The following is a 17,419-nucleotide window of genomic DNA, read 5'->3' as shown; positions in this document are numbered from 1 at the left end:
ATCGGCAAATTCGTTGTCCCGTCGACGCGGCTCGTAGAACAAACCGTTCTACACTCGGAGCATGGAGCAGATCGCGGTCCGGGAACTGAACCAGCACACGAGCCGGGTGCTGGCGCGGGTCCGTGCGGGTGAGACCGTCGAGGTGACCGATCGCGGAGAGCCGATCGCCCGTCTCGTCCCGGTGCTGGCCGGCGACGCGCTTCTCGGTCGCCTGGTTGCCGAGGGGCGGGCGACCGCACCGACCGCGGCAGGGCCGATCCCGATGCCTCCGGTGCTCGGCGACCCTGCCGTGGACGTCGCAGCGGTCCTGGCGGACGCGCGGGACGAGGAGCGTTGGTGATCTACCTCGACTCGGCGGCGGTCATCAAGATGCTCCGGCGTGAGGAGGAGACGCCGGATCTGATCGCCTGGCTCAACGACCACGCAGGGGCGCCGCTTGTCTCGTCGGCCCTGGTCGAGGTCGAGGTGCCGCGAGCGTTGCGTCGTGCCGCGCCACAGGCGCTGGTGGGTGTTCCGTCCGTCCTGGGACGGCTCTACCGGGTCGAGATTGACGCGGCGGTCCGGGCGGCGGCCGGTGCGTATGCCGAACCCATGCTGCGCAGCCTCGACGCCATCCACCTCGCCACGGCGGAGAATCTGGCTCGCCAGGCGGGCGCCGACTTCGTCGCGTTCGTCACCTACGACCGGCGACTGTTAGGCGCCGCGAAGGCCGTCGGCCTCGTGGTGGCCAGCCCCGGGATGAACTGAGCCGGCGGAGGCGTCACATCGCGGAGCACCCCGCACGGCCTCGGCGTCACAGCGGCGTACCCTCGGGTACGTGACGGTGAGCCGGGAGATCGACGACATCCTGCAGCGCAGCGCCGACGGCGGGCGGATCACGCCCGAGGAGGCCCTGCTGCTCTACACCGAGGCGCCCTTCCACCCGCTGGGCGAGGCGGCGGACGCGGTGCGCCGGCGGCGCTACCCGGACAACATCGTCACCTACCTGATCGACCGCAACATCAACTACACGAACGTCTGCGTGACGGCGTGCAAGTTCTGCGCCTTCTACCGGGCCCCCAAGCACAAGGAGGGCTGGACCCACCCGACCGAGGAGATCCTGCGCCGCTGCGGCGAGGCGGTCGAGCTGGGCGCCACCCAGGTGATGCTCCAGGGCGGCCACCACCCGGACTACGGCGTGGAGTACTACGAGGAGCTGTTCTCAGCGGTCAAGCAGGCGTACCCGCAGCTCGCCATCCACTCGATCGGCCCGAGCGAGATCCTGCACATGGCCAAGGTCTCCGGGGTGAGCCTGGACGAGGCGATCGCCCGGATCAAGGCCGCCGGGCTGGACTCGATCGCCGGCGCGGGCGCCGAGATGCTGCCGGACCGGCCGCGGAAGGCGATCGCGCCGCTGAAGGAGTCGGGCGCGCGCTGGCTGGAGGTCATGGAGCTGGCGCACCGGCAGGGCCTCGAATCGACGGCGACCATGATGATGGGCACCGGCGAGACCCATGCCGAGCGGATCGAGCACCTGCGGATGATCCGCGACGTGCAGGACCGCACCGGCGGCTTCCGCGCGTTCATCCCGTGGACGTACCAGCCGGAGAACAACCACCTGAAGGGCCGCACCCAGGCGACCACGCTGGAGTACCTGCGGCTGGTCGCGGTGGCCCGGCTCTTCTTCGAGACGGTGCCGCACCTGCAGGCGTCGTGGCTGACCACCGGCAAGGACGTCGGACAGCTCGCCCTGCACATGGGGGTGGACGACCTCGGCTCGATCATGCTGGAGGAGAACGTCATCTCCTCGGCCGGCGCCCGGCACCGCTCGAACCTGCACGAGCTGATCTCGATGATCCGCACCGCGGACCGCATCCCCGCCCAGCGGGACACCCTCTACAACCGGCTCGCGGTGCACCGCACCCCGGCCGACGACCCGAGCGACGACCGGGTGGTCTCGCACTTCTCCTCCATCGCCCTGCCGGGCGGCGGTGTCGGGAAGTCCCTCCCGCTGGTCGAGGCCAACTGACGCCGGTTCCATCGGCCGGACGACCGGCTCGCCGGCCTCGGAGATAACAGGACGGCGGCGACCAGCGCGACCTCGGCCCGCGCGACGAGGCTGCCGGTTACGCTGTCGTCGTCCGCCTGACGGCGTCCTCCATCGGCCCGCGAGGGTCGTTCACATAACGCACAGCAGCAGGGGCGGGATGGGTCACCATCCCGCCCCTGCTGTCTCTGTCTCCGCAGAGGACGGACGAAATCATCGATCAGGTTCTGGCGTGTCCCGACGTCGCTCCGGTAGCGTCCCTTCGTTCCGCAAACATCGACGCGTCCCATCCCTCGGGGGATCCATGACCTTCCTGCATCGATCGATGCTGGCCCGTGCCGGCGTCGTCACCCTGCTCGCCGCTGGTGGTCTCGGTGTCGTCGCCGGTCCCGCGCAGGCCGCCGACCAGGCCGACCTCCAGCTCATTCCACTCAGCTACCAGCTGGCCAAGGGCGTCGAGGAGGCCAAGGCCAAGCCGTTCAAGTTCCAGGTGGACAACACGACCGGCGCCGTCGACGCCGAGGGCGTCCGGGTCACGGTGGAGACCGAGGGCCTCAAGCCCCGGAAGGTCGGCGTGGTGGTCCCGGAGGGCTGCGAGGTCGACGGCACCCGGTTCTCCTGCCTGCTCGGTGACCTCGCCGCCGGCACCACCGAGGACTTCGGCATCCCGCTCTTCTCCACGGGCGGCAAGGGCGCCGCGGGCACGCTGGTGGTGACCATCAGCGCGGCCACCGCCGACCCCGATCCGGAGAACAACACCGTCGAGCACGACATCACCGTCGCGGCCCCCGGCTACGACCTGACCACGTGGGTGCAGGACGTGTACGCGGACGTGCAGGTCGACGGCGACGAGGCCGGGGAGTCCGGCCTGAAGCCGGTCAAGCCGGGTGAGACGGCCCCGCTGGACTGGGCCGTCTACAACGACGGCAGCCGCCGCGCCACGGGCGTCGCTTACGGGATCACGCTGCCGGCCGGCGTCACCTTCGCCGAGCTGCCCGAGGGCTGCGAGGAGCAGGAGCTGGGCGGGCTGGCCACGGCGTACTGCGAGGACGGTGGCGCGGTGCTGGCGCCGGGCGAGTACTACAGCGCCGACGTCCGGGTGAAGGTCGACGCGGACGTCACCGAGCCGGTGCTCCGCCCCGGCTTCGTGTTCGCCGCCGGGCTCGACGCCGCCTCCGGCGCGCCGGAGGAGGAGCCCCGGGTGGCCAGCTCGACGCAGCGCCGCAGCTTCACCGAGACCGACGACGGCGACAACACCGCCCAGTTCGACGTCTTCGTCGACCAGGCCACGCAGCCCACGCCGACCCCGACTCCGACGGTCGAGCCGACGCCGACCGCCGAGCCGACCCCGACCGGCGGCGCGACGGCGAGTCCCGCGCCGACCGAGGGTGGCGGTGCCGGCGGCGGCCTGCCGGTGACCGGTGTGCAGGTCGGGCTCATCGGTGGGATCGGCGCGGCCGTCCTGCTGGCCGGCGGGGTGCTGCTGATGCTCTCCCGCCGCCGGAAGGTGGTCCTCGTCACCCCGACCGACGAGCGGGCCGAGGACTGACCAACCTGGACACCGAAGGGGCGGGGTGGGTGACCACCCCGCCCCTTCGCGTACCCGGGAGGAGTCGGGCACGGGCCGGCTGGCAGAGTGGAGGCGTGAGCCGTACCCCCCAGGGCCAGCGCGCCAGCCTGGACAAGCAGCCGCACGAGGTCGCCGCCATGTTCGACGGCGTGGCCGCCCGCTACGACCTGACCAACACGGTGCTGTCCTTCGGGCAGGACCGGTTCTGGCGGCGGGCCACCCGGGCGGCGCTGGGGCTGCGCCCCGGCGAGCGGGTGCTGGACGTGGGCGCCGGCACCGGCGTCTCGACCGAGGAGCTGGCGCATTCCGGGGCGTACGCGGTGGGCGCGGACCTGTCGCTCGGCATGCTGCACGCCGGCAAGCGCACCCGGCCGGAGGTGCCGCTGTTGGCCGGGGACGCCCTGCGGCTGCCCTTCGCCGACGCCAGCTTCGACGCGGTCACCATCTCCTTCGCGCTGCGCAACGTCAACGACACCGACGCGGCGCTGCGTGAGCTGGCCCGGGTCACCAGGCCGGGCGGCCGGCTGGTGGTCTGCGAGTTCAGCACGCCGGTCAACCCGGCGTTCCGCACCGTCTACCTGTCGTACCTGATGCGGTCGCTGCCGGCGGTGGCGCGCACGGTGTCGAGCAACCCCGACGCCTACGTCTACCTGGCCGAGTCCATCCGGGCGTGGCCGGACCAGGCGGCGCTGGCCGCGCGGGTCGGCGCGGCCGGCTGGGGGCGGGTGGCCTGGCGGAACCTGACCGGCGGCGTCGTGGCGCTGCACCGCGCGACCCGGGAATGACGTCCGGGCCGGTGGCAAACCGGACCTTTTCGTGAATATCCGTTTTAGGTCTACTTTGTCCCGTAAGCTCGCCCCCATGACGGGACCCGACCGAGCGACCACCGACGACGACGCGGCGGAACTGATCGCGCAGCTCCGGGAGCTGGCCGGCGCGGATCCCGCCGACGTCCGCCAGGTGGTCGCCGAGGTGCTGGCCGCACTCGACCGCGCGGCCGGCGGTGCGCTGCGCGATCACCTGCCGGAGGCGATCCGGCTCGACGCCGGCCTGGGGCCGGCCACCGCCGCCCGCTCCTGACCGCCGGACACACCCGTGCCGACCTGTTTCCGCGAGTTAGGCCCCCCTCAGCGCATACAGGTGTAACGCCGGTCATAGACTCCAACCCGATCGGCTTGTGAAGCATTTCACGAGCATGCGGGAGGAGGCGCGGATGACCGCGGTGGAGAACGACGCCGACGTCATCGTCGTGGGCGCCGGTCCCGGAGGATCGGCGACGGCGTACCACCTGGCGCGGCACGGCGTACGCGTGCTGCTGCTGGAGAAGACCGAATTTCCCCGGGAGAAGGTCTGCGGCGACGGGCTCACGCCCCGGGCCGTGCGGCAGCTCATCCGGATGGGCGTGGACACCTCGCCCGAGGCCGGCTGGCTGCGCAACAAGGGCCTGCGGGTGATCGGCGGCGGGGTACGCCTGGAACTGGACTGGCCCGACCTGGCCAGCTTCCCCAACTACGGCCTGGTGCGGACCCGGCTCGACTTCGACGACCTGCTCGCGCAGCGGGCCGTCGCCGCCGGGGCGAAGCTGCGCACCAGCGTCAACGTGCTGACTCCGGTGCTCGACGCGGACGACCGTGTGATCGGGGTGCAGGCCGAGGTGGGCCCGGACAAGGAGCCGGCCACCTTCCACGCGCCGCTGGTGGTCGCCGCCGACGGCGTCTCCGGCCGCTTCCCCCTCGCCCTGGGGCTGGCCAAGCGGGAGGACCGGCCGATCGGCGTGGCGGTCCGCCGCTACTACCGCTCCGCGGCGAAGCACGACGACGACTACCTGGAGTCCTGGCTGGAGCTGCGGGCCAAGGGCAGCGACGCGCTGCTGCCCGGCTACGGCTGGATCTTCGGCCTCGGCGACGGCCGGGTGAACGTCGGCCTGGGCGTGCTCAACTCCTCCTCGGCGTTCGGCAAGACGAACTACCGGCGGCTGCTCACCGACTGGCTGGCCAACACCCCCGAGGACTGGGGGATGACCGACGAGACCAACGCGGAGGGGCCGATCCTCGGCGCGGCGCTGCCCATGGGCTTCAACCGGGTCCCGCACTACACCCGCGGGGTCCTGCTGGTCGGCGACTCCGGCGGCATGGTCAACCCGTTCAACGGCGAGGGCATCGCGTACGCCATGGAGTCCGGCGAGCTGGCCGCCGAGGTGGCGGTGCAGGCGCTGGCCCGTCCGGCCGGCGCGGAGCGGGAGCGGGCGCTGCTCGCGTACCCGCAGGAGCTGAAGGCCCGCTTCGGCGGCTACTACCGGCTCGGCGGGATCTTCGTGAAGCTCATCGGCCGTCCCGAGGTCATGCGGATGGCCACCAAGCACGGCATGCCGCACCCGATGCTCATGCGCTTCGTGCTCAAGCTGCTGGCCAACCTCACCGATCCGCGGGGCGGCGACGCCATGGACCGGGTCATCAACGCGATGACGAGGGTGGCACCCGCCGTGTAGACCACCGGTCCCGGCCCCCGGGACCGACAAAGATCGACCCCCGCCGTCGAGGTCGTGAGGGACGTGAATAGTGTGATTTTCGCTAACCACCGAGGTCAGGGAAGGATGAGCAGGGGACAACGATGACGCTCTCTCCTTACGCACCGATCATCGGGCTGTTCGCCCTCGCCGCGGGGTTCGCGCTGTTCTCCGTGGCCGCCGCCCGATTCGCCGGCCCCCGGCGTCTGAACAAGGCCAAGCTCGAGGCGTACGAGTGCGGCATCGAACCGAGCCCGCAGCCGGTCGGCGGCGGCCGGTTCCCGATCAAGTTCTACCTGACGGCGATGCTCTTCATCGTCTTCGACATCGAGATCATCTTCCTGTACCCCTGGGCGGTCTCCTTCGACGCCCTGCCGATCTTCGGCTTCGTGGAGATGGTCCTGTTCATCGTCGCGGTCTTCGTCGCCTACGCCTACGTCTGGCGGCGCGGCGGCCTGGACTGGGACTGAGGGAGGTACGTCAGATGGGCATCGAGGAGAAGCTCCCGGCCGGCGTCCTGCTCACCTCCGTGGAGAAGCTGGTCAACTGGTCGCGGAAGTCGTCCGTCTGGGGCGCCACCTTCGGCCTGGCCTGCTGTGCCATCGAGATGATGGCCGCCGGTGGTCCGCACTACGACATGGGCCGCTGGGGCATGGAGGTCTTCCGGGCCTCGCCGCGGCAGGCGGACCTGATGATCGTGGCCGGCCGGGTGAGCCAGAAGATGGCTCCGGTGCTGCGGCAGATCTACGACCAGATGGCCGAGCCCCGCTGGGTCATCTCGATGGGCGTCTGCGCCAGCAGCGGCGGCATGTTCAACAACTACGCCATCGTGCAGGGCGTGGACCACATCGTGCCGGTCGACATGTACCTCCCGGGCTGCCCGCCCCGGCCCGAGATGCTCATCGACGCGGTGCTCAAGCTCCGCGAGAAGATCATGTACGAGCCGCTGGGCGCGAACGGCCGCAAGATGCTGGAGGCCCGCAAGGAGCGCGGTGACGTGCCCGTCGTGCCCTACGGCTCGATGCCGTCGTCGTACCGCAACGACAAGGCCCGGCGCGCCGAGTGGACGAAGGCGGTCCGCGAGGGGCGCGAGGAGCAGTTGCGGATCGAGAACTGGATGAAGGCGCAGAACCACCTCCAGTCGCAGGGGGGCCCCAAGTGAGCGCGAGGAGTGCAGCGGAGCGGAGCCCCGCAGTCGCGAACGGAGGGCAGGCCCAGTGACGGCACCGAACGACAAGAACAACGACGGCGGCGTGCCGGTGCCGACGACCCCGGCCGGCGCCAGCAGCACCGCCCCGGCGGAGTACCCGCCGGCCAGCCCGGCCGGGCGCGGCATGTTCGGCAACCAGGGCACCGGCGACGTCTCCGGCTACGGCGGCCTGGTCCGCCAGCGCAAGCCGATCGAGGAGGCCGCCCGGCCGTACGGGAGCTACTTCGACGAGGTCCGCGACGCGCTGGAGGAGGCGTACCCCCAGTTCGGCGACGCGATCGAGAAGGTCGTGGTCGACAGGGGCGAGCTGACCCTGCACGTCCGCCCGGAGCGGATCGCCGAGGTCTGCCAGGTGATGCGCGACGACCTGGCGCTCCGCTTCGAGCTCTGCAGCTCGGTGTCCGGCGTGGACTACCTGGGCGCGGACGGACGCCGGCTGCACGTGGTCTACCAGCTCACCTCGATGACCTATCGGCGCCGGGTCCGGCTGGAGGCCGCGGTCTCCGCCGAGGACCCGCACCTGCCGAGCGTCACCGCCGTCTACCCGACCGCCGACTGGCAGGAGCGGGAGGCGTACGACATGTTCGGCATCGTCTTCGACGGCCACCCCAACCTGACCCGGATCCTCATGCCGGACGACTGGGAGGGGCACCCGCAGCGCAAGGACTACCCCCTCGGCGGCGTCCCCGTCGAGTACAAGGGTGCGGAAATCCCGCCGCCGGACCGTAGGAGGTCCTACCAGTGACCACGTCGAACTACGCGACCGAGCGCGAGACCACCGAGGGCAAGGTCTTCACCGTCACCGGTGGGGACTGGGATCAGGTCGTCTCCGGCACGGACCCGATCAACGACGAGCGGATCGTCGTCAACATGGGTCCGCAGCACCCGTCCACGCACGGCGTGCTCCGCCTGATCCTGGAGCTGGAGGGCGAGACGGTCCGCGAGGCCCGCTCGGTCGTCGGCTACCTGCACACCGGCATCGAGAAGAACCTCGAATACCGCAACTGGGTGCAGGGCTCGACCTTCGTGACCCGGATGGACTACCTCTCCCCGCTGTTCAACGAGACGGCGTACGCGCTCGCGGTGGAGAAGCTGCTCGGCATCACCGACGAGGTGACCGAGCGGGCCACCACCATCCGGGTGCTGATGATGGAGCTCAACCGGATCTCGTCGCACCTGGTCTGGCTGGCCACCACCGGCATGGAGTTGGGCGCGATCAACATGATGTTGTACGGCTTCCGCGAGCGGGAGTACATCCTCGACATCTTCGAGACCATCACCGGCCTGCGCATGAACCACGCGTACGTGCGGCCGGGCGGGGTGGCGCAGGACGTGCCGGACGACGCGATCGTCAAGATCCGGGACTTCCTCAAGCTGATGCCGAAGAAGCTCAAGGAGTACGAGGACCTCCTCTCCGGCCAGCCGATCTGGATCGAGCGCACGAAGAACGTCGCGGTGCTCGACGTGACCGGCTGCCTCGCGCTCGGCGTCACCGGCCCGGTGCTGCGCTCCGCCGGTCTCGCCTGGGACCTGCGCAAGACCATGCCGTACTGCGGCTACGAGACGTACGAGTTCGACGTGCCGACGCACACCGACGGCGACGTGTGGGGCCGCTACCTGGTCCGGCTGGCCGAGATCCGGGAGTCGCTGAAGCTGGTCGAGCAGGCCCTCGACCGGCTCAAGCCGGGCCCGATCATGGTGGCCGACCGCAAGATCGCCTGGCCGGCGCAGCTCGCCATCGGCGTCGACGGCATGGGCAACTCGCTGGAGCACGTCGCCAAGATCATGGGTCAGTCGATGGAGTCGCTGATCCACCACTTCAAGCTCGTCACCGAGGGCTTCCGGGTCCCGCCGGGCCAGGTGTACGTCGCCGTCGAGTCGCCCCGCGGCGAGCTCGGCGTGCACGCGGTCTCGGACGGCGGCACCCGGCCCTACCGGGTGCACTACCGGGAGCCGAGCTTCGTGAACCTCCAGGCCCTCCCGGCGATGGCCGAGGGCGGCCTGATCGCCGACGTTATCGCCGGTGGCGCCTCGCTGGACCCCGTGATGGGTGGTTGTGACCGATGACGACTTTCACTGAAGAGACCCGGGAGCGGGCGCGGGAGATCATCGCCCGGTACCCGGCGGACCGGTCCCGCTCGGCGCTGCTGCCGCTGCTGCACCTGGTCCAGTCCGAGGAGGGTTACGTCTCCCCGGCCGGGGTCGAGTTCTGCGCCGAGGTGCTCGGCCTGAACAAGGCCCAGGTCGGCGCGGTCGCCACCTTCTACACGATGTACAAGCGCAAGCCGACCGGTGACTACCTGGTCAGCGTCTGCACCAACACCATGTGCAACGTGCTCGGCGGCCAGGAGGTCTACGACACCCTCGCCGAGCACCTGGGCGTCGGGCACGACGAGACCACCGCGGACGGCACGATCACGCTGGAGCACGCCGAGTGCCTGGCGGCGTGCGACTACGGCCCGGTCATGACGGTCAACTACGACTTCTTCGACAACGTCGACCCGCAGGGCGCGCTCGGCGTGGTGGAGGAGCTGCGGGCCGGCGGGCGGCCGATGCCGACCCGGGGCGCCCGGCTGTGCACCCTCAAGGAGATGGCCGTCCAGCTCGCCGGCTTCGCCGACGAGCGGGACGGCGCGGTGGCTGACGGCGGGCCGGGTGAGCCCACCCTGCGCGGCCTGCGCCTGGCCGAGCAGCACGGCATCTCGGTCCCGGGCTTCGACCCGAACACCCCGATCCGCAGCAAGGCCGAGGCCGACAAGGCCGCCGCCGAGGCGAAGGCGAAGGCGGAGGCCGCCAAGCCGGCCCCGGCCGAGGCTGCCGCCGCTCCGGTCAAGGGTGGCGACGGGGCGTCCGCCCCCACCGGCAGCACCGCGCCGGACGTCAAGGCGCCGGACGACAAGTCGCCGCAGGTGCGTACCGCCGAGACCCGGCAGCCGGACGCGGGCACCGCGGTGCCGGACGCCCCCGGCACCAGGGTCCCGACGGACACCACGGCGCCGGCGCCCCGCGACGCGCAGGCGGCGGAGGCCGCCGGAGCGGCGGCCAACCCGCCGGCCGGTGACGGCAAGCCCGCCGGCGACGAGGCCGGGGCGCAGCAGCGCAACCTCAACGAAGCGTCCTCGGGTGGCAACGGCACGACCCCGGCGGACGCGAGCGGAACGGGGGTCCAGAAGTGACCGCTCCTCGGCCGGAGACGCTGGCCAAGCTGACGCCGGTGCTCACCAAGCGCTGGCTGTCGCCGGACGCCTGGCGGATCGGCACCTACGAGAAGCTGGACGGCTACGCCGCCCTGCGCAAGGCGCTCAAGGCGCACCCGGACGACCTGATCCAGCTGATCAAGGACTCCGGGCTGCGCGGCCGTGGTGGCGCGGGCTTCCCGACCGGTCTCAAGTGGGGCTTCATCCCGCAGGGCGACGGCAAGCCGCACTACCTGGTGGTGAACGCCGACGAGGGCGAGCCGGGCACCTGCAAGGACCTGCCGCTGATGACCCACGACCCGCACTCGCTGGTCGAGGGCGTCATCATCGCCTCGTACGCGATCCGCGCCAACCGGGCGTACATCTACATCCGCGGCGAGGCCGTGCACGCCGCCCGCCGGCTGCGCAACGCCGTGCGGGAGGCGTACGCCAAGGGCTACCTCGGCCGGAACATCCAGGGCAGCGGCTTCGACCTCGACCTGGTGGTGCACTCCGGCGCCGGGGCGTACATCTGCGGCGAGGAGACCGCGCTGCTGGACTCGCTGGAGGGCTTCCGGGGCCAGCCCCGGCTGCGCCCGCCGTTCCCGGCGACCCACGGCCTGTACGCGAGCCCGACCGTGGTGAACAACGTCGGCACCATCGCCAGCGTGCCGTACATCGTGCTGGGCGGCGCCGACTGGTGGAAGACCATGGGCACGGAGAAGTCGTCCGGTCCGATGATCTACTCGCTCTCCGGTCGCATCGCCAACCCGGGCCAGTTCGAGTGCTCGATGGGCATCACCCTGCGCGAGCTGATCGAGCTGGCCGGCGGCATGCAGCCCGGGCACAACCTGAAGTTCTGGACCCCGGGCGGCTCGTCGACGCCGCTGCTCACCGCCGAGCACCTGGACGTGCCGCTGGACTTCGAGGGGGTGGCGGCGGCCGGCTCGATCCTGGGCACCACGGCCACGCAGATCTTCTCCGACCAGGACTGCCCGGTGTACGCGACCTACCGGTGGCTGGAGTTCTACCACCACGAGTCGTGCGGCAAGTGCACCCCGTGCCGCGAGGGCAACTACTGGATGGTCCGGGTCTACCGGCGGATCCTCGCCGGCCAGGGCACCCACGAGGACCTGGACACCCTGCTCGACACCTGCGACAACATCCTCGGCCGTTCGTTCTGCGGTCTGGGTGACGGTGCGACCAGTCCGGTGACCTCGTCGCTGAAGTACTTCAAGCAGGACTACCTCGACTACATCGAGGGACGTACCGCGCCGAAGCTCTCCGAGAAGCAGCTGGTGGGAGCCCACTGATGACCGACGTAGCCAAGCAGACCGAGACCGTCACCCTGACCATCGACGGCGTCCAGGTCACCGCCCCGAAGGGGGCGCTGCTGATCCGGGTCGCCGAGCAGCTGGGCACCGAGATCCCGCGGTTCTGCGACCACCCGCTGCTGGCCCCGGCCGGCGCCTGCCGGCAGTGCCTGGTGGAGGTGGAGGGCCAGCGCAAGCCGGTCGCTTCCTGCACCCAGACCGTGGCCGACGGCATGGTGGTGCGGACCCAGCTCACCTCCCCGGTCGCCAAGAAGGCCCAGGAGGGGGTGATGGAGCTGCTGCTCCTCAACCACCCCCTCGACTGCCCGATGTGCGACAAGGGCGGCGAGTGCCCGCTGCAGAACCAGGCCATGTCCACCGGCCGCACCGACTCGCGGTTCCACGAGCACAAGCGGGAGTACCCGAAGCCGCTGCCGATCAGCACCCAGGTGCTGCTCGACCGCGAGCGCTGCGTGCTCTGCCAGCGCTGCACCCGGTTCTCCGAGGAGATCGCCGGCGACAAGTTCATCGACCTGATGGGCCGGTCGTCCGCCGAGGAGATCAACATCTACCGGGACGAGGCTTATGGAGCAGAGGTTGACGCGGGTGGTGCTGATGGCGCCGGCGATGTCCCGTTCAACTCCTACTTCTCCGGCAACACCGTGCAGATCTGCCCGGTGGGCGCGCTGACCGGCGCGCAGTACCGGTTCCGGGCCCGCCCGTTCGACCTGGTCTCCACCCCCAGCGCCTGCGAGCACTGCGCGGCCGGCTGCGCCCAGCGCACCGACTGGCGGCGCGGCAAGGTGCTGCGCCGGCTGGCCGGTGACGACCCGGCGGTGAACGAGGAGTGGAACTGCGACAAGGGCCGCTGGGGCTTCCAGTACACCCGCGCGTTCGACCGGCTCACCACCCCGCTGGTGCGGGACGAGAAGACCGGTGAGCTGCGCGAGGCGTCCTGGAGCGAGGCGCTGACCCGGGCCGCCGAAGGGCTGCGCGCCGCCCGGGACGGCGAGCGGGGCACCGCGGTGCTGACCGGCGGCCGGCTCACCGTCGAGGACGCCTACGCGTACGCGAAGTTCGCGCGGGTCGCGCTGCACACCAACGACATCGACTTCCGGGCCCGCCCGGTCTCCCGCGAGGAGGCCGACTTCCTGGCCAGCAGCGTCGCCGGGGTCACCGACGTGACCTACGCGGACGTGGAGAACGCGCCCGCCGTGGTGCTGGTCGGCCTGGAGCCGGAGGAGGAGTGCCCCATCCTCTTCCTGCGGCTGCGCAAGGCGTACCTGAAGAAGAAGCTCACCGTGTACGCGCTCGCGCCGTTCGCGACCCGCGGCCTGGAGAAGCTCGGGGCCAAGCTGGCCCGGGTGGTGCCGGGCGAGGAGGCCAGCGTGCTGGCCGAGCACGCCACGGTGGCCGAGGCGCTGAGCCAGCCGGGTGCCGTCCTGATCGTCGGCGAGCGGCTGGGCGCGGTGCCCGGCGGCCTCTCCGCCGCGGCGGACGTGGCCCGGCGGACCGGGGCCAAGCTGGCCTGGGTGCCGCGGCGCGCGGGTGACCGCGGCGCGGTCGACGCGGGCTGCCTGCCCAACCTGCTCCCCGGCGGCCGCGTGGTCACCGAGCCGGCCGCCCGCGCCGAGCTGGGCGAGGCGTGGGACATCCCGGCCGGGGTGATCCCGAGCCAGGCCGGCCGGGACACCGACGGCATCCTCACGGCCACGGCCAACGGCCAGATCGGCGCCCTCGTGGTGGCCGGCGTCGACCCGGCCGACCTGGCCGACCCGCGCCTGGCCGAGCAGGCCCTGGGCGCGGTGCCGTTCCTGGTCAGCCTGGAGCTGCGGATGAGCGCGGTGGCCCGCCGGGCCGACGTGGTCCTGCCGGTCGCTCCGGTGGTCGAGAAGGCCGGCAGCTTCCTGGACTGGGAGGGCCGGCTGCGTCCCTTCGAGAAGGTGCTGGACACCGCGGCGATGACCGACGGCCGGGTGCTCGACGCGATCGCCGCGCAGCTCGACGTGCGGCTGGGCACCGGCGACGTGCAGAGCGTCCGCCGGGAGCTGGGCGCGCTGGCGCCGACCCGGGTGGACCGACCGTCCGCCCCGTCCGTCGAGCCGGTCGCCGTGCCGGAGCCCGGCGCCGGCGAGGCCGTGCTGGCCACCTGGCACCAGCTGCTCGACCTGGGCAGCCTCACCGACGGCGACGAGCACCTCGCCGGCACGGCCCGCCCGCCGGTGGTCCGGCTGGGGAAGGGCACCGCCGAGGCGCTCGGCGTCGCGGACGGCGACCCGGTGACCGTCGGCACCGACCGCGGCGCGGTCACCCTGCCGGCGGCGATCACCGAGATGCCGGACGGCGTCGTCTGGCTGCCGACCAACTCGCCCGGCTCGACCGTCCGGCGCAGCCTCGGCGCGACGTCCGGCCAGGTCGTCAAGGTCTCGGCCGCGGCGGTCGCCGCGGACGTGGCCGGCCGTCCGGGCCCGCTCCTCAACACCGGGAGTGTCCAGTGAGCGCGAGGAGTGCACGAGCGGAGCGAGTGAGCCTCGCAGTCGCGAACGAAAGGCGGGCGCAGTGAACCTCTACCTCGCGGCGCAGGACCCGACGCTGGCCGACTTCGGCAAGGACCCGTGGTGGCTGGTCCTCGGGAAGATCGTCTTCGCGTTCGTCTTCGGCCTGCTGGCCACGCTGCTCGGCGTCTGGTTCGAGCGCCGTGTGGTCGGCCGCATGGCGGTCCGGCCCGGCCCGAACCAGGTCGGCCCGTTCGGCCTGCTGCAGACCCTCGCCGACGGTCTGAAGATGGCCTTCAAGGAGGACATCCTCCCGCGGACGGCCGACAAGGTGGTGTTCTTCTTCGCGCCGACCATCTCGGTGATCTGCGCGGTCACCTCGCTGTCGGTGGTGCCGTTCGGCCCGAAGGTGAGCATCTTCGGCCACCACACGCCGCTGCAGGTCACCGACGTGTCGGTGGCGGTGCTGGTGATCCTCGCCTGCTCCTCGATGGGCATCTACGGCATCGTGCTCGGCGGTTGGGCCTCCGGCTCGACGTACCCGCTGCTCGGCGGTCTCCGGTCCAGCGCCCAGATGATCTCGTACGAGGTCGCCATGGGCCTGAGCATCGTGGCGGTGTTCATGACCGCCGGCACGATGTCGACCAGCGGGATCGTCGCCGCGCAGGGGGACGCCACCGAGCTGACCATCGCCGGCCAGCAGATCCCGGCCCCGGGCTGGTACGCGATCCTGCTGCTGCCCAGCTTCATCATCTTCTTCATCGCCATGGTCGGTGAGACCAACCGGGCGCCGTTCGACCTGCCCGAGGCGGAGTCGGAGCTGGTCGCGGGCTTCATGACCGAGTACAGCTCGCTCAAGTTCGCGCTGTTCATGCTCTCCGAGTACGTCTCGATGGTGACCATGTCCGCGGTCACCACCACGCTCTTCCTCGGTGGCTGGCGGGCACCCTGGCCGATCACGCTCTGGGCGGGCGCCAACTCGGGTTGGTGGCCGATGCTCTGGTTCTTCGGCAAGGTCATCGCCCTGGTCTTCGTCTTCGTCTGGCTGCGGGGCACCCTGCCCCGGCTCCGCTACGACCAGTTCATGCGCTTCGGCTGGAAGGTCCTGCTGCCGATCAACCTGGTCTGGATCCTGGTGCTGAGCGGGCTCCGCTCGATCGAGGACTGGCAGACCAAGGACCGGCTGGTCGCCACCGGCATCGGCGCGGGCGTGCTGCTGCTGGCCACGCTCTTCTGGCCGAGCCGCAAGAAGACGCCGAAGCCGCCGCTGCAGGAGCAGGTGAACAGCCGTCCGCACGGCAGCTTCCCGCTGCCGCCGATGGATCTTCAAGTTCCGCCGAGCCCGCGTACCAAGCGCGTGGTCGCCGAGCGGGAGCCGGCCAACGTGGTCGCCGGCTCGGAGTCAGGGGAGGTGTGACGTGGGCGCGATCACCGGAACGTTCAAGGGCTTCGGGGTCACCTTCTCGCACATGTTCAGGAAGGTCGTCACCACCGACTACCCGTTCAAGCCGCCGGTCTCGGCGCCGCGCTACCACGGGCGGCACATCCTCAACCGGCACCCGGACGGGCTGGAGAAGTGCATCGGCTGCGAGCTGTGCGCCTGGGCCTGCCCGGCGGACGCGATCTACGTGGAGGGTGGCGACAACACCGAGGAGCAGCGCTTCTCCCCGGGTGAGCGGTACGCCAGCGTCTACCAGATCAACTACGCGCGGTGCATCTTCTGTGGGCTCTGCATCGAGGCCTGCCCGACCCGTTCGCTCACCATGAGCAACGAGTACGAGCTCGCCCGGGACAACCGGCAGGACCTGATCTTCACGAAGGAGCAGCTGCTCGCGCCGCTGCTGCCGGGCATGGAGCAGCCGCCGCACCCGATGCGGCTGGGCGACAGCGAGAAGGACTACTACGTCGGCGCACTGACCAACCCGGGCACCTCGGCCGGCGCCGAGCACTCGCCGATGGGCCCGGGCCGGTACCAGGTGGAGGAGCACCCCGGCGTGACCTTCCCCGGCGCCGAGCAGGCCGCTCAGCGGGCCGAGGCGGGCAAGGGAGCAGGAGCATGACCAGTCAGACGGTGCTCGCCGCGGCGGGCCAGGTGTCCGGGGGTGAGGAGGTCACCTTCTGGATCCTCGCCCCGCTGGCCCTCCTCGGTGCGATTGGCATGGTGTGGGCGCGCAACGCGGTGCACTCGGCGCTCTGGCTGGTGCTGACCATGCTCTGCCTGGGCGTGTTCTACGTGCTCCAGGCGGGGCCGTTCATCGGCATGGTGCAGATCATCGTCTACACCGGCGCGATCATGATGCTGTTCCTGTTCGTGCTGATGCTGGTCGGCCGGGACGCCTCCGACTCGCTGATCGAGACGCTGCGCGGCCAGCGGGTCGCCGCGGTGGTGCTCGGGCTCGGCTTCGCCGGCCTGATCGGCTCCGGGCTCTACCGGGCGCTGGAGGGCGTGCAGGCCGTCGGCCTGGACCAGCCGAACGCCGAGGGCAACGTGCAGGGCATCGCCCGGCTGCTCTTCACCAGGTACGTCTTCGCCTTCGAGCTGACCTCCGCGCTGCTCATCACGGCGGCGGTGGGCGCGATGGTGCTGGCGCACGTGGAGCGGCGCAAGGAGGACCGGATGGACCAGGTCGCCACCATGAAGGCCCGGTTCCGCCCCGGCAACTACCCCGGCCCGAAGCCCGGTCCGGGCGTCTTCGCCACGTCGTCCTCGGTGGCCACCCCGGCCCGCCTGCCCGACGGCCGGCTGACCGACCGCAGCATCCCGGAGATCCTGCCGGTGCGCGAGCTGACGGCCGAGGAGACCTCGTTGAAGGGGACCGACAAATGACCCCGGACTACTACCTGATCCTCGCGGCGGTGCTGTTCACCATCGGCGCCGTCGGCGTGCTGGTCCGGCGCAACGCGATCGTGCTGTTCATGTGCGTCGAGCTGATGCTCAACGCGGCCAACCTGACGCTGGTCACGTTCAGCCGCATCAACGGCGACCTGAACGGCCAGATCATGGCGTTCTTCGTGATGGTGGTGGCCGCGGCCGAGGTCGTGGTCGGGCTCGCCATCATCATGTCGATCTTCCGGACCCGGCGCTCGGCGAGCGTCGACGACGCCAACCTGCTGAAGTACTGA

18 protein-coding genes are annotated in these 17,419 nt (G+C 71.2%); all 18 read left to right on the top strand.

What is annotated here, in order from left to right:
- Positions 1-61 precede the first annotated feature (61 nt).
- The 18 genes from RMN56_RS09760 to nuoK all read left to right on the top strand — a co-directional run bounded on the left by RMN56_RS09760 (position 62) and on the right by nuoK (position 17,419).
- Positions 62-340, top strand: coding sequence for a type II toxin-antitoxin system Phd/YefM family antitoxin (locus tag RMN56_RS09760; RefSeq protein ID WP_091261257.1), 279 nt, complete (start codon positions 62-64; stop codon positions 338-340).
- Positions 337-747, top strand: coding sequence for a type II toxin-antitoxin system VapC family toxin (locus RMN56_RS09755; RefSeq protein ID WP_313723509.1), 411 nt, complete (start codon positions 337-339; stop codon positions 745-747). Before RMN56_RS09760 ends, RMN56_RS09755 begins: the two co-directional genes overlap by 4 nt.
- Positions 748-817: 70 nt before the next feature.
- Positions 818-2,008, top strand: coding sequence for a cyclic dehypoxanthinyl futalosine synthase (mqnC, locus tag RMN56_RS09750; protein ID WP_313723508.1), 1,191 nt, complete (start codon positions 818-820; stop codon positions 2,006-2,008).
- A 322-nt stretch (positions 2,009-2,330) separates the two neighbouring features.
- On the top strand, positions 2,331-3,575 hold the full coding sequence (locus RMN56_RS09745) for a cell wall anchor protein (protein ID WP_313723507.1): 1,245 nt from the start codon (positions 2,331-2,333) through the stop codon (positions 3,573-3,575).
- A gap of 95 nt (positions 3,576-3,670) precedes the next feature.
- Entirely contained in the window at positions 3,671-4,381 is a 711-nt protein-coding gene (locus RMN56_RS09740; RefSeq protein WP_313723506.1) for a demethylmenaquinone methyltransferase, read from the top strand.
- A 76-nt stretch (positions 4,382-4,457) separates the two neighbouring features.
- A complete protein-coding gene (locus RMN56_RS09735; protein WP_313723505.1) occupies positions 4,458-4,676 on the top strand; it encodes a hypothetical protein in 219 nt (72 codons plus the stop codon).
- Between the two features lie 133 nt (positions 4,677-4,809).
- Entirely contained in the window at positions 4,810-6,084 is a 1,275-nt protein-coding gene (locus RMN56_RS09730; protein WP_313723504.1) for a geranylgeranyl reductase family protein, read from the top strand.
- Between the two features lie 122 nt (positions 6,085-6,206).
- Complete coding sequence (locus RMN56_RS09725) at positions 6,207-6,572, top strand: NADH-quinone oxidoreductase subunit A (RefSeq protein WP_073834101.1); 366 nt, start codon at positions 6,207-6,209, stop codon at positions 6,570-6,572.
- A gap of 14 nt (positions 6,573-6,586) precedes the next feature.
- The gene (locus tag RMN56_RS09720) at positions 6,587-7,264 is read left to right on the top strand and encodes a NuoB/complex I 20 kDa subunit family protein (protein ID WP_091261240.1); all 678 of its coding nucleotides are present in this window, start codon (positions 6,587-6,589) and stop codon (positions 7,262-7,264) included.
- Between the two features lie 55 nt (positions 7,265-7,319).
- Positions 7,320-8,057, top strand: coding sequence for an NADH-quinone oxidoreductase subunit C (locus RMN56_RS09715; RefSeq protein ID WP_313723503.1), 738 nt, complete (start codon positions 7,320-7,322; stop codon positions 8,055-8,057).
- Positions 8,054-9,379, top strand: a complete 1,326-nt coding sequence (locus tag RMN56_RS09710) for an NADH-quinone oxidoreductase subunit D (RefSeq protein WP_313723502.1) — start codon at positions 8,054-8,056, stop codon at positions 9,377-9,379. Before RMN56_RS09715 ends, RMN56_RS09710 begins: the two co-directional genes overlap by 4 nt.
- Complete coding sequence (gene nuoE / locus RMN56_RS09705) at positions 9,376-10,488, top strand: NADH-quinone oxidoreductase subunit NuoE (RefSeq protein WP_313723501.1); 1,113 nt, start codon at positions 9,376-9,378, stop codon at positions 10,486-10,488. The genes RMN56_RS09710 and nuoE overlap by 4 nt, the downstream gene beginning before the upstream one ends.
- The gene (nuoF, locus tag RMN56_RS09700) at positions 10,485-11,801 is read left to right on the top strand and encodes an NADH-quinone oxidoreductase subunit NuoF (protein ID WP_262283345.1); all 1,317 of its coding nucleotides are present in this window, start codon (positions 10,485-10,487) and stop codon (positions 11,799-11,801) included. The genes nuoE and nuoF overlap by 4 nt, the downstream gene beginning before the upstream one ends.
- Positions 11,801-14,299, top strand: coding sequence for an NADH-quinone oxidoreductase subunit G (locus tag RMN56_RS09695; protein ID WP_313723500.1), 2,499 nt, complete (start codon positions 11,801-11,803; stop codon positions 14,297-14,299). The genes nuoF and RMN56_RS09695 overlap by 1 nt, the downstream gene beginning before the upstream one ends.
- Before the next feature lie 61 nt (positions 14,300-14,360).
- Positions 14,361-15,713 carry an NADH-quinone oxidoreductase subunit NuoH gene (gene nuoH / locus RMN56_RS09690; protein WP_313723499.1) on the top strand — a complete coding sequence of 451 codons (1,353 nt, stop codon included), beginning with the start codon at positions 14,361-14,363 and terminating at the stop codon, positions 15,711-15,713.
- A 1-nt stretch (position 15,714) separates the two neighbouring features.
- Entirely contained in the window at positions 15,715-16,356 is a 642-nt protein-coding gene (gene nuoI, locus RMN56_RS09685) for an NADH-quinone oxidoreductase subunit NuoI (protein ID WP_313723498.1), read from the top strand.
- A complete protein-coding gene (locus RMN56_RS09680) occupies positions 16,353-17,123 on the top strand; it encodes an NADH-quinone oxidoreductase subunit J (RefSeq protein ID WP_313723496.1) in 771 nt (256 codons plus the stop codon). Before nuoI ends, RMN56_RS09680 begins: the two co-directional genes overlap by 4 nt.
- Entirely contained in the window at positions 17,120-17,419 is a 300-nt protein-coding gene (nuoK, locus tag RMN56_RS09675) for an NADH-quinone oxidoreductase subunit NuoK (protein WP_088959269.1), read from the top strand. Before RMN56_RS09680 ends, nuoK begins: the two co-directional genes overlap by 4 nt.

The sequence above is a fragment of the Micromonospora halotolerans genome (genome assembly GCF_032108445.1).
In the GTDB taxonomy this organism is placed as follows: Bacteria; Actinomycetota; Actinomycetes; order Mycobacteriales; family Micromonosporaceae; genus Micromonospora; species Micromonospora halotolerans.
Note: the sequence above shows the minus strand (reverse complement) of the source record. Positions and strands in the feature narration are given on the sequence as shown.

Bases quoted from the DNA above. Each gene is read 5' to 3' on its own strand.
- RMN56_RS09760 (WP_091261257.1), top strand. From the start codon at position 62: ATGGAGCAGATCGCGGTCCGGGAACTGAACCAGCACACGAGCCGGGTG.
- RMN56_RS09745 (WP_313723507.1), top strand. From the start codon at position 2,331: ATGACCTTCCTGCATCGATCGATGCTGGCCCGTGCCGGCGTCGTCACC.
- RMN56_RS09735 (WP_313723505.1), top strand. From the start codon at position 4,458: ATGACGGGACCCGACCGAGCGACCACCGACGACGACGCGGCGGAACTG.
- RMN56_RS09730 (WP_313723504.1), top strand. From the start codon at position 4,810: ATGACCGCGGTGGAGAACGACGCCGACGTCATCGTCGTGGGCGCCGGT.
- RMN56_RS09725 (WP_073834101.1), top strand. From the start codon at position 6,207: ATGACGCTCTCTCCTTACGCACCGATCATCGGGCTGTTCGCCCTCGCC.
- RMN56_RS09720 (WP_091261240.1), top strand. From the start codon at position 6,587: ATGGGCATCGAGGAGAAGCTCCCGGCCGGCGTCCTGCTCACCTCCGTG.
- nuoE (WP_313723501.1), top strand. From the start codon at position 9,376: ATGACGACTTTCACTGAAGAGACCCGGGAGCGGGCGCGGGAGATCATC.
- RMN56_RS09695 (WP_313723500.1), top strand. From the start codon at position 11,801: ATGACCGACGTAGCCAAGCAGACCGAGACCGTCACCCTGACCATCGAC.
- RMN56_RS09680 (WP_313723496.1), top strand. From the start codon at position 16,353: ATGACCAGTCAGACGGTGCTCGCCGCGGCGGGCCAGGTGTCCGGGGGT.
- nuoK (WP_088959269.1), top strand. From the start codon at position 17,120: ATGACCCCGGACTACTACCTGATCCTCGCGGCGGTGCTGTTCACCATC.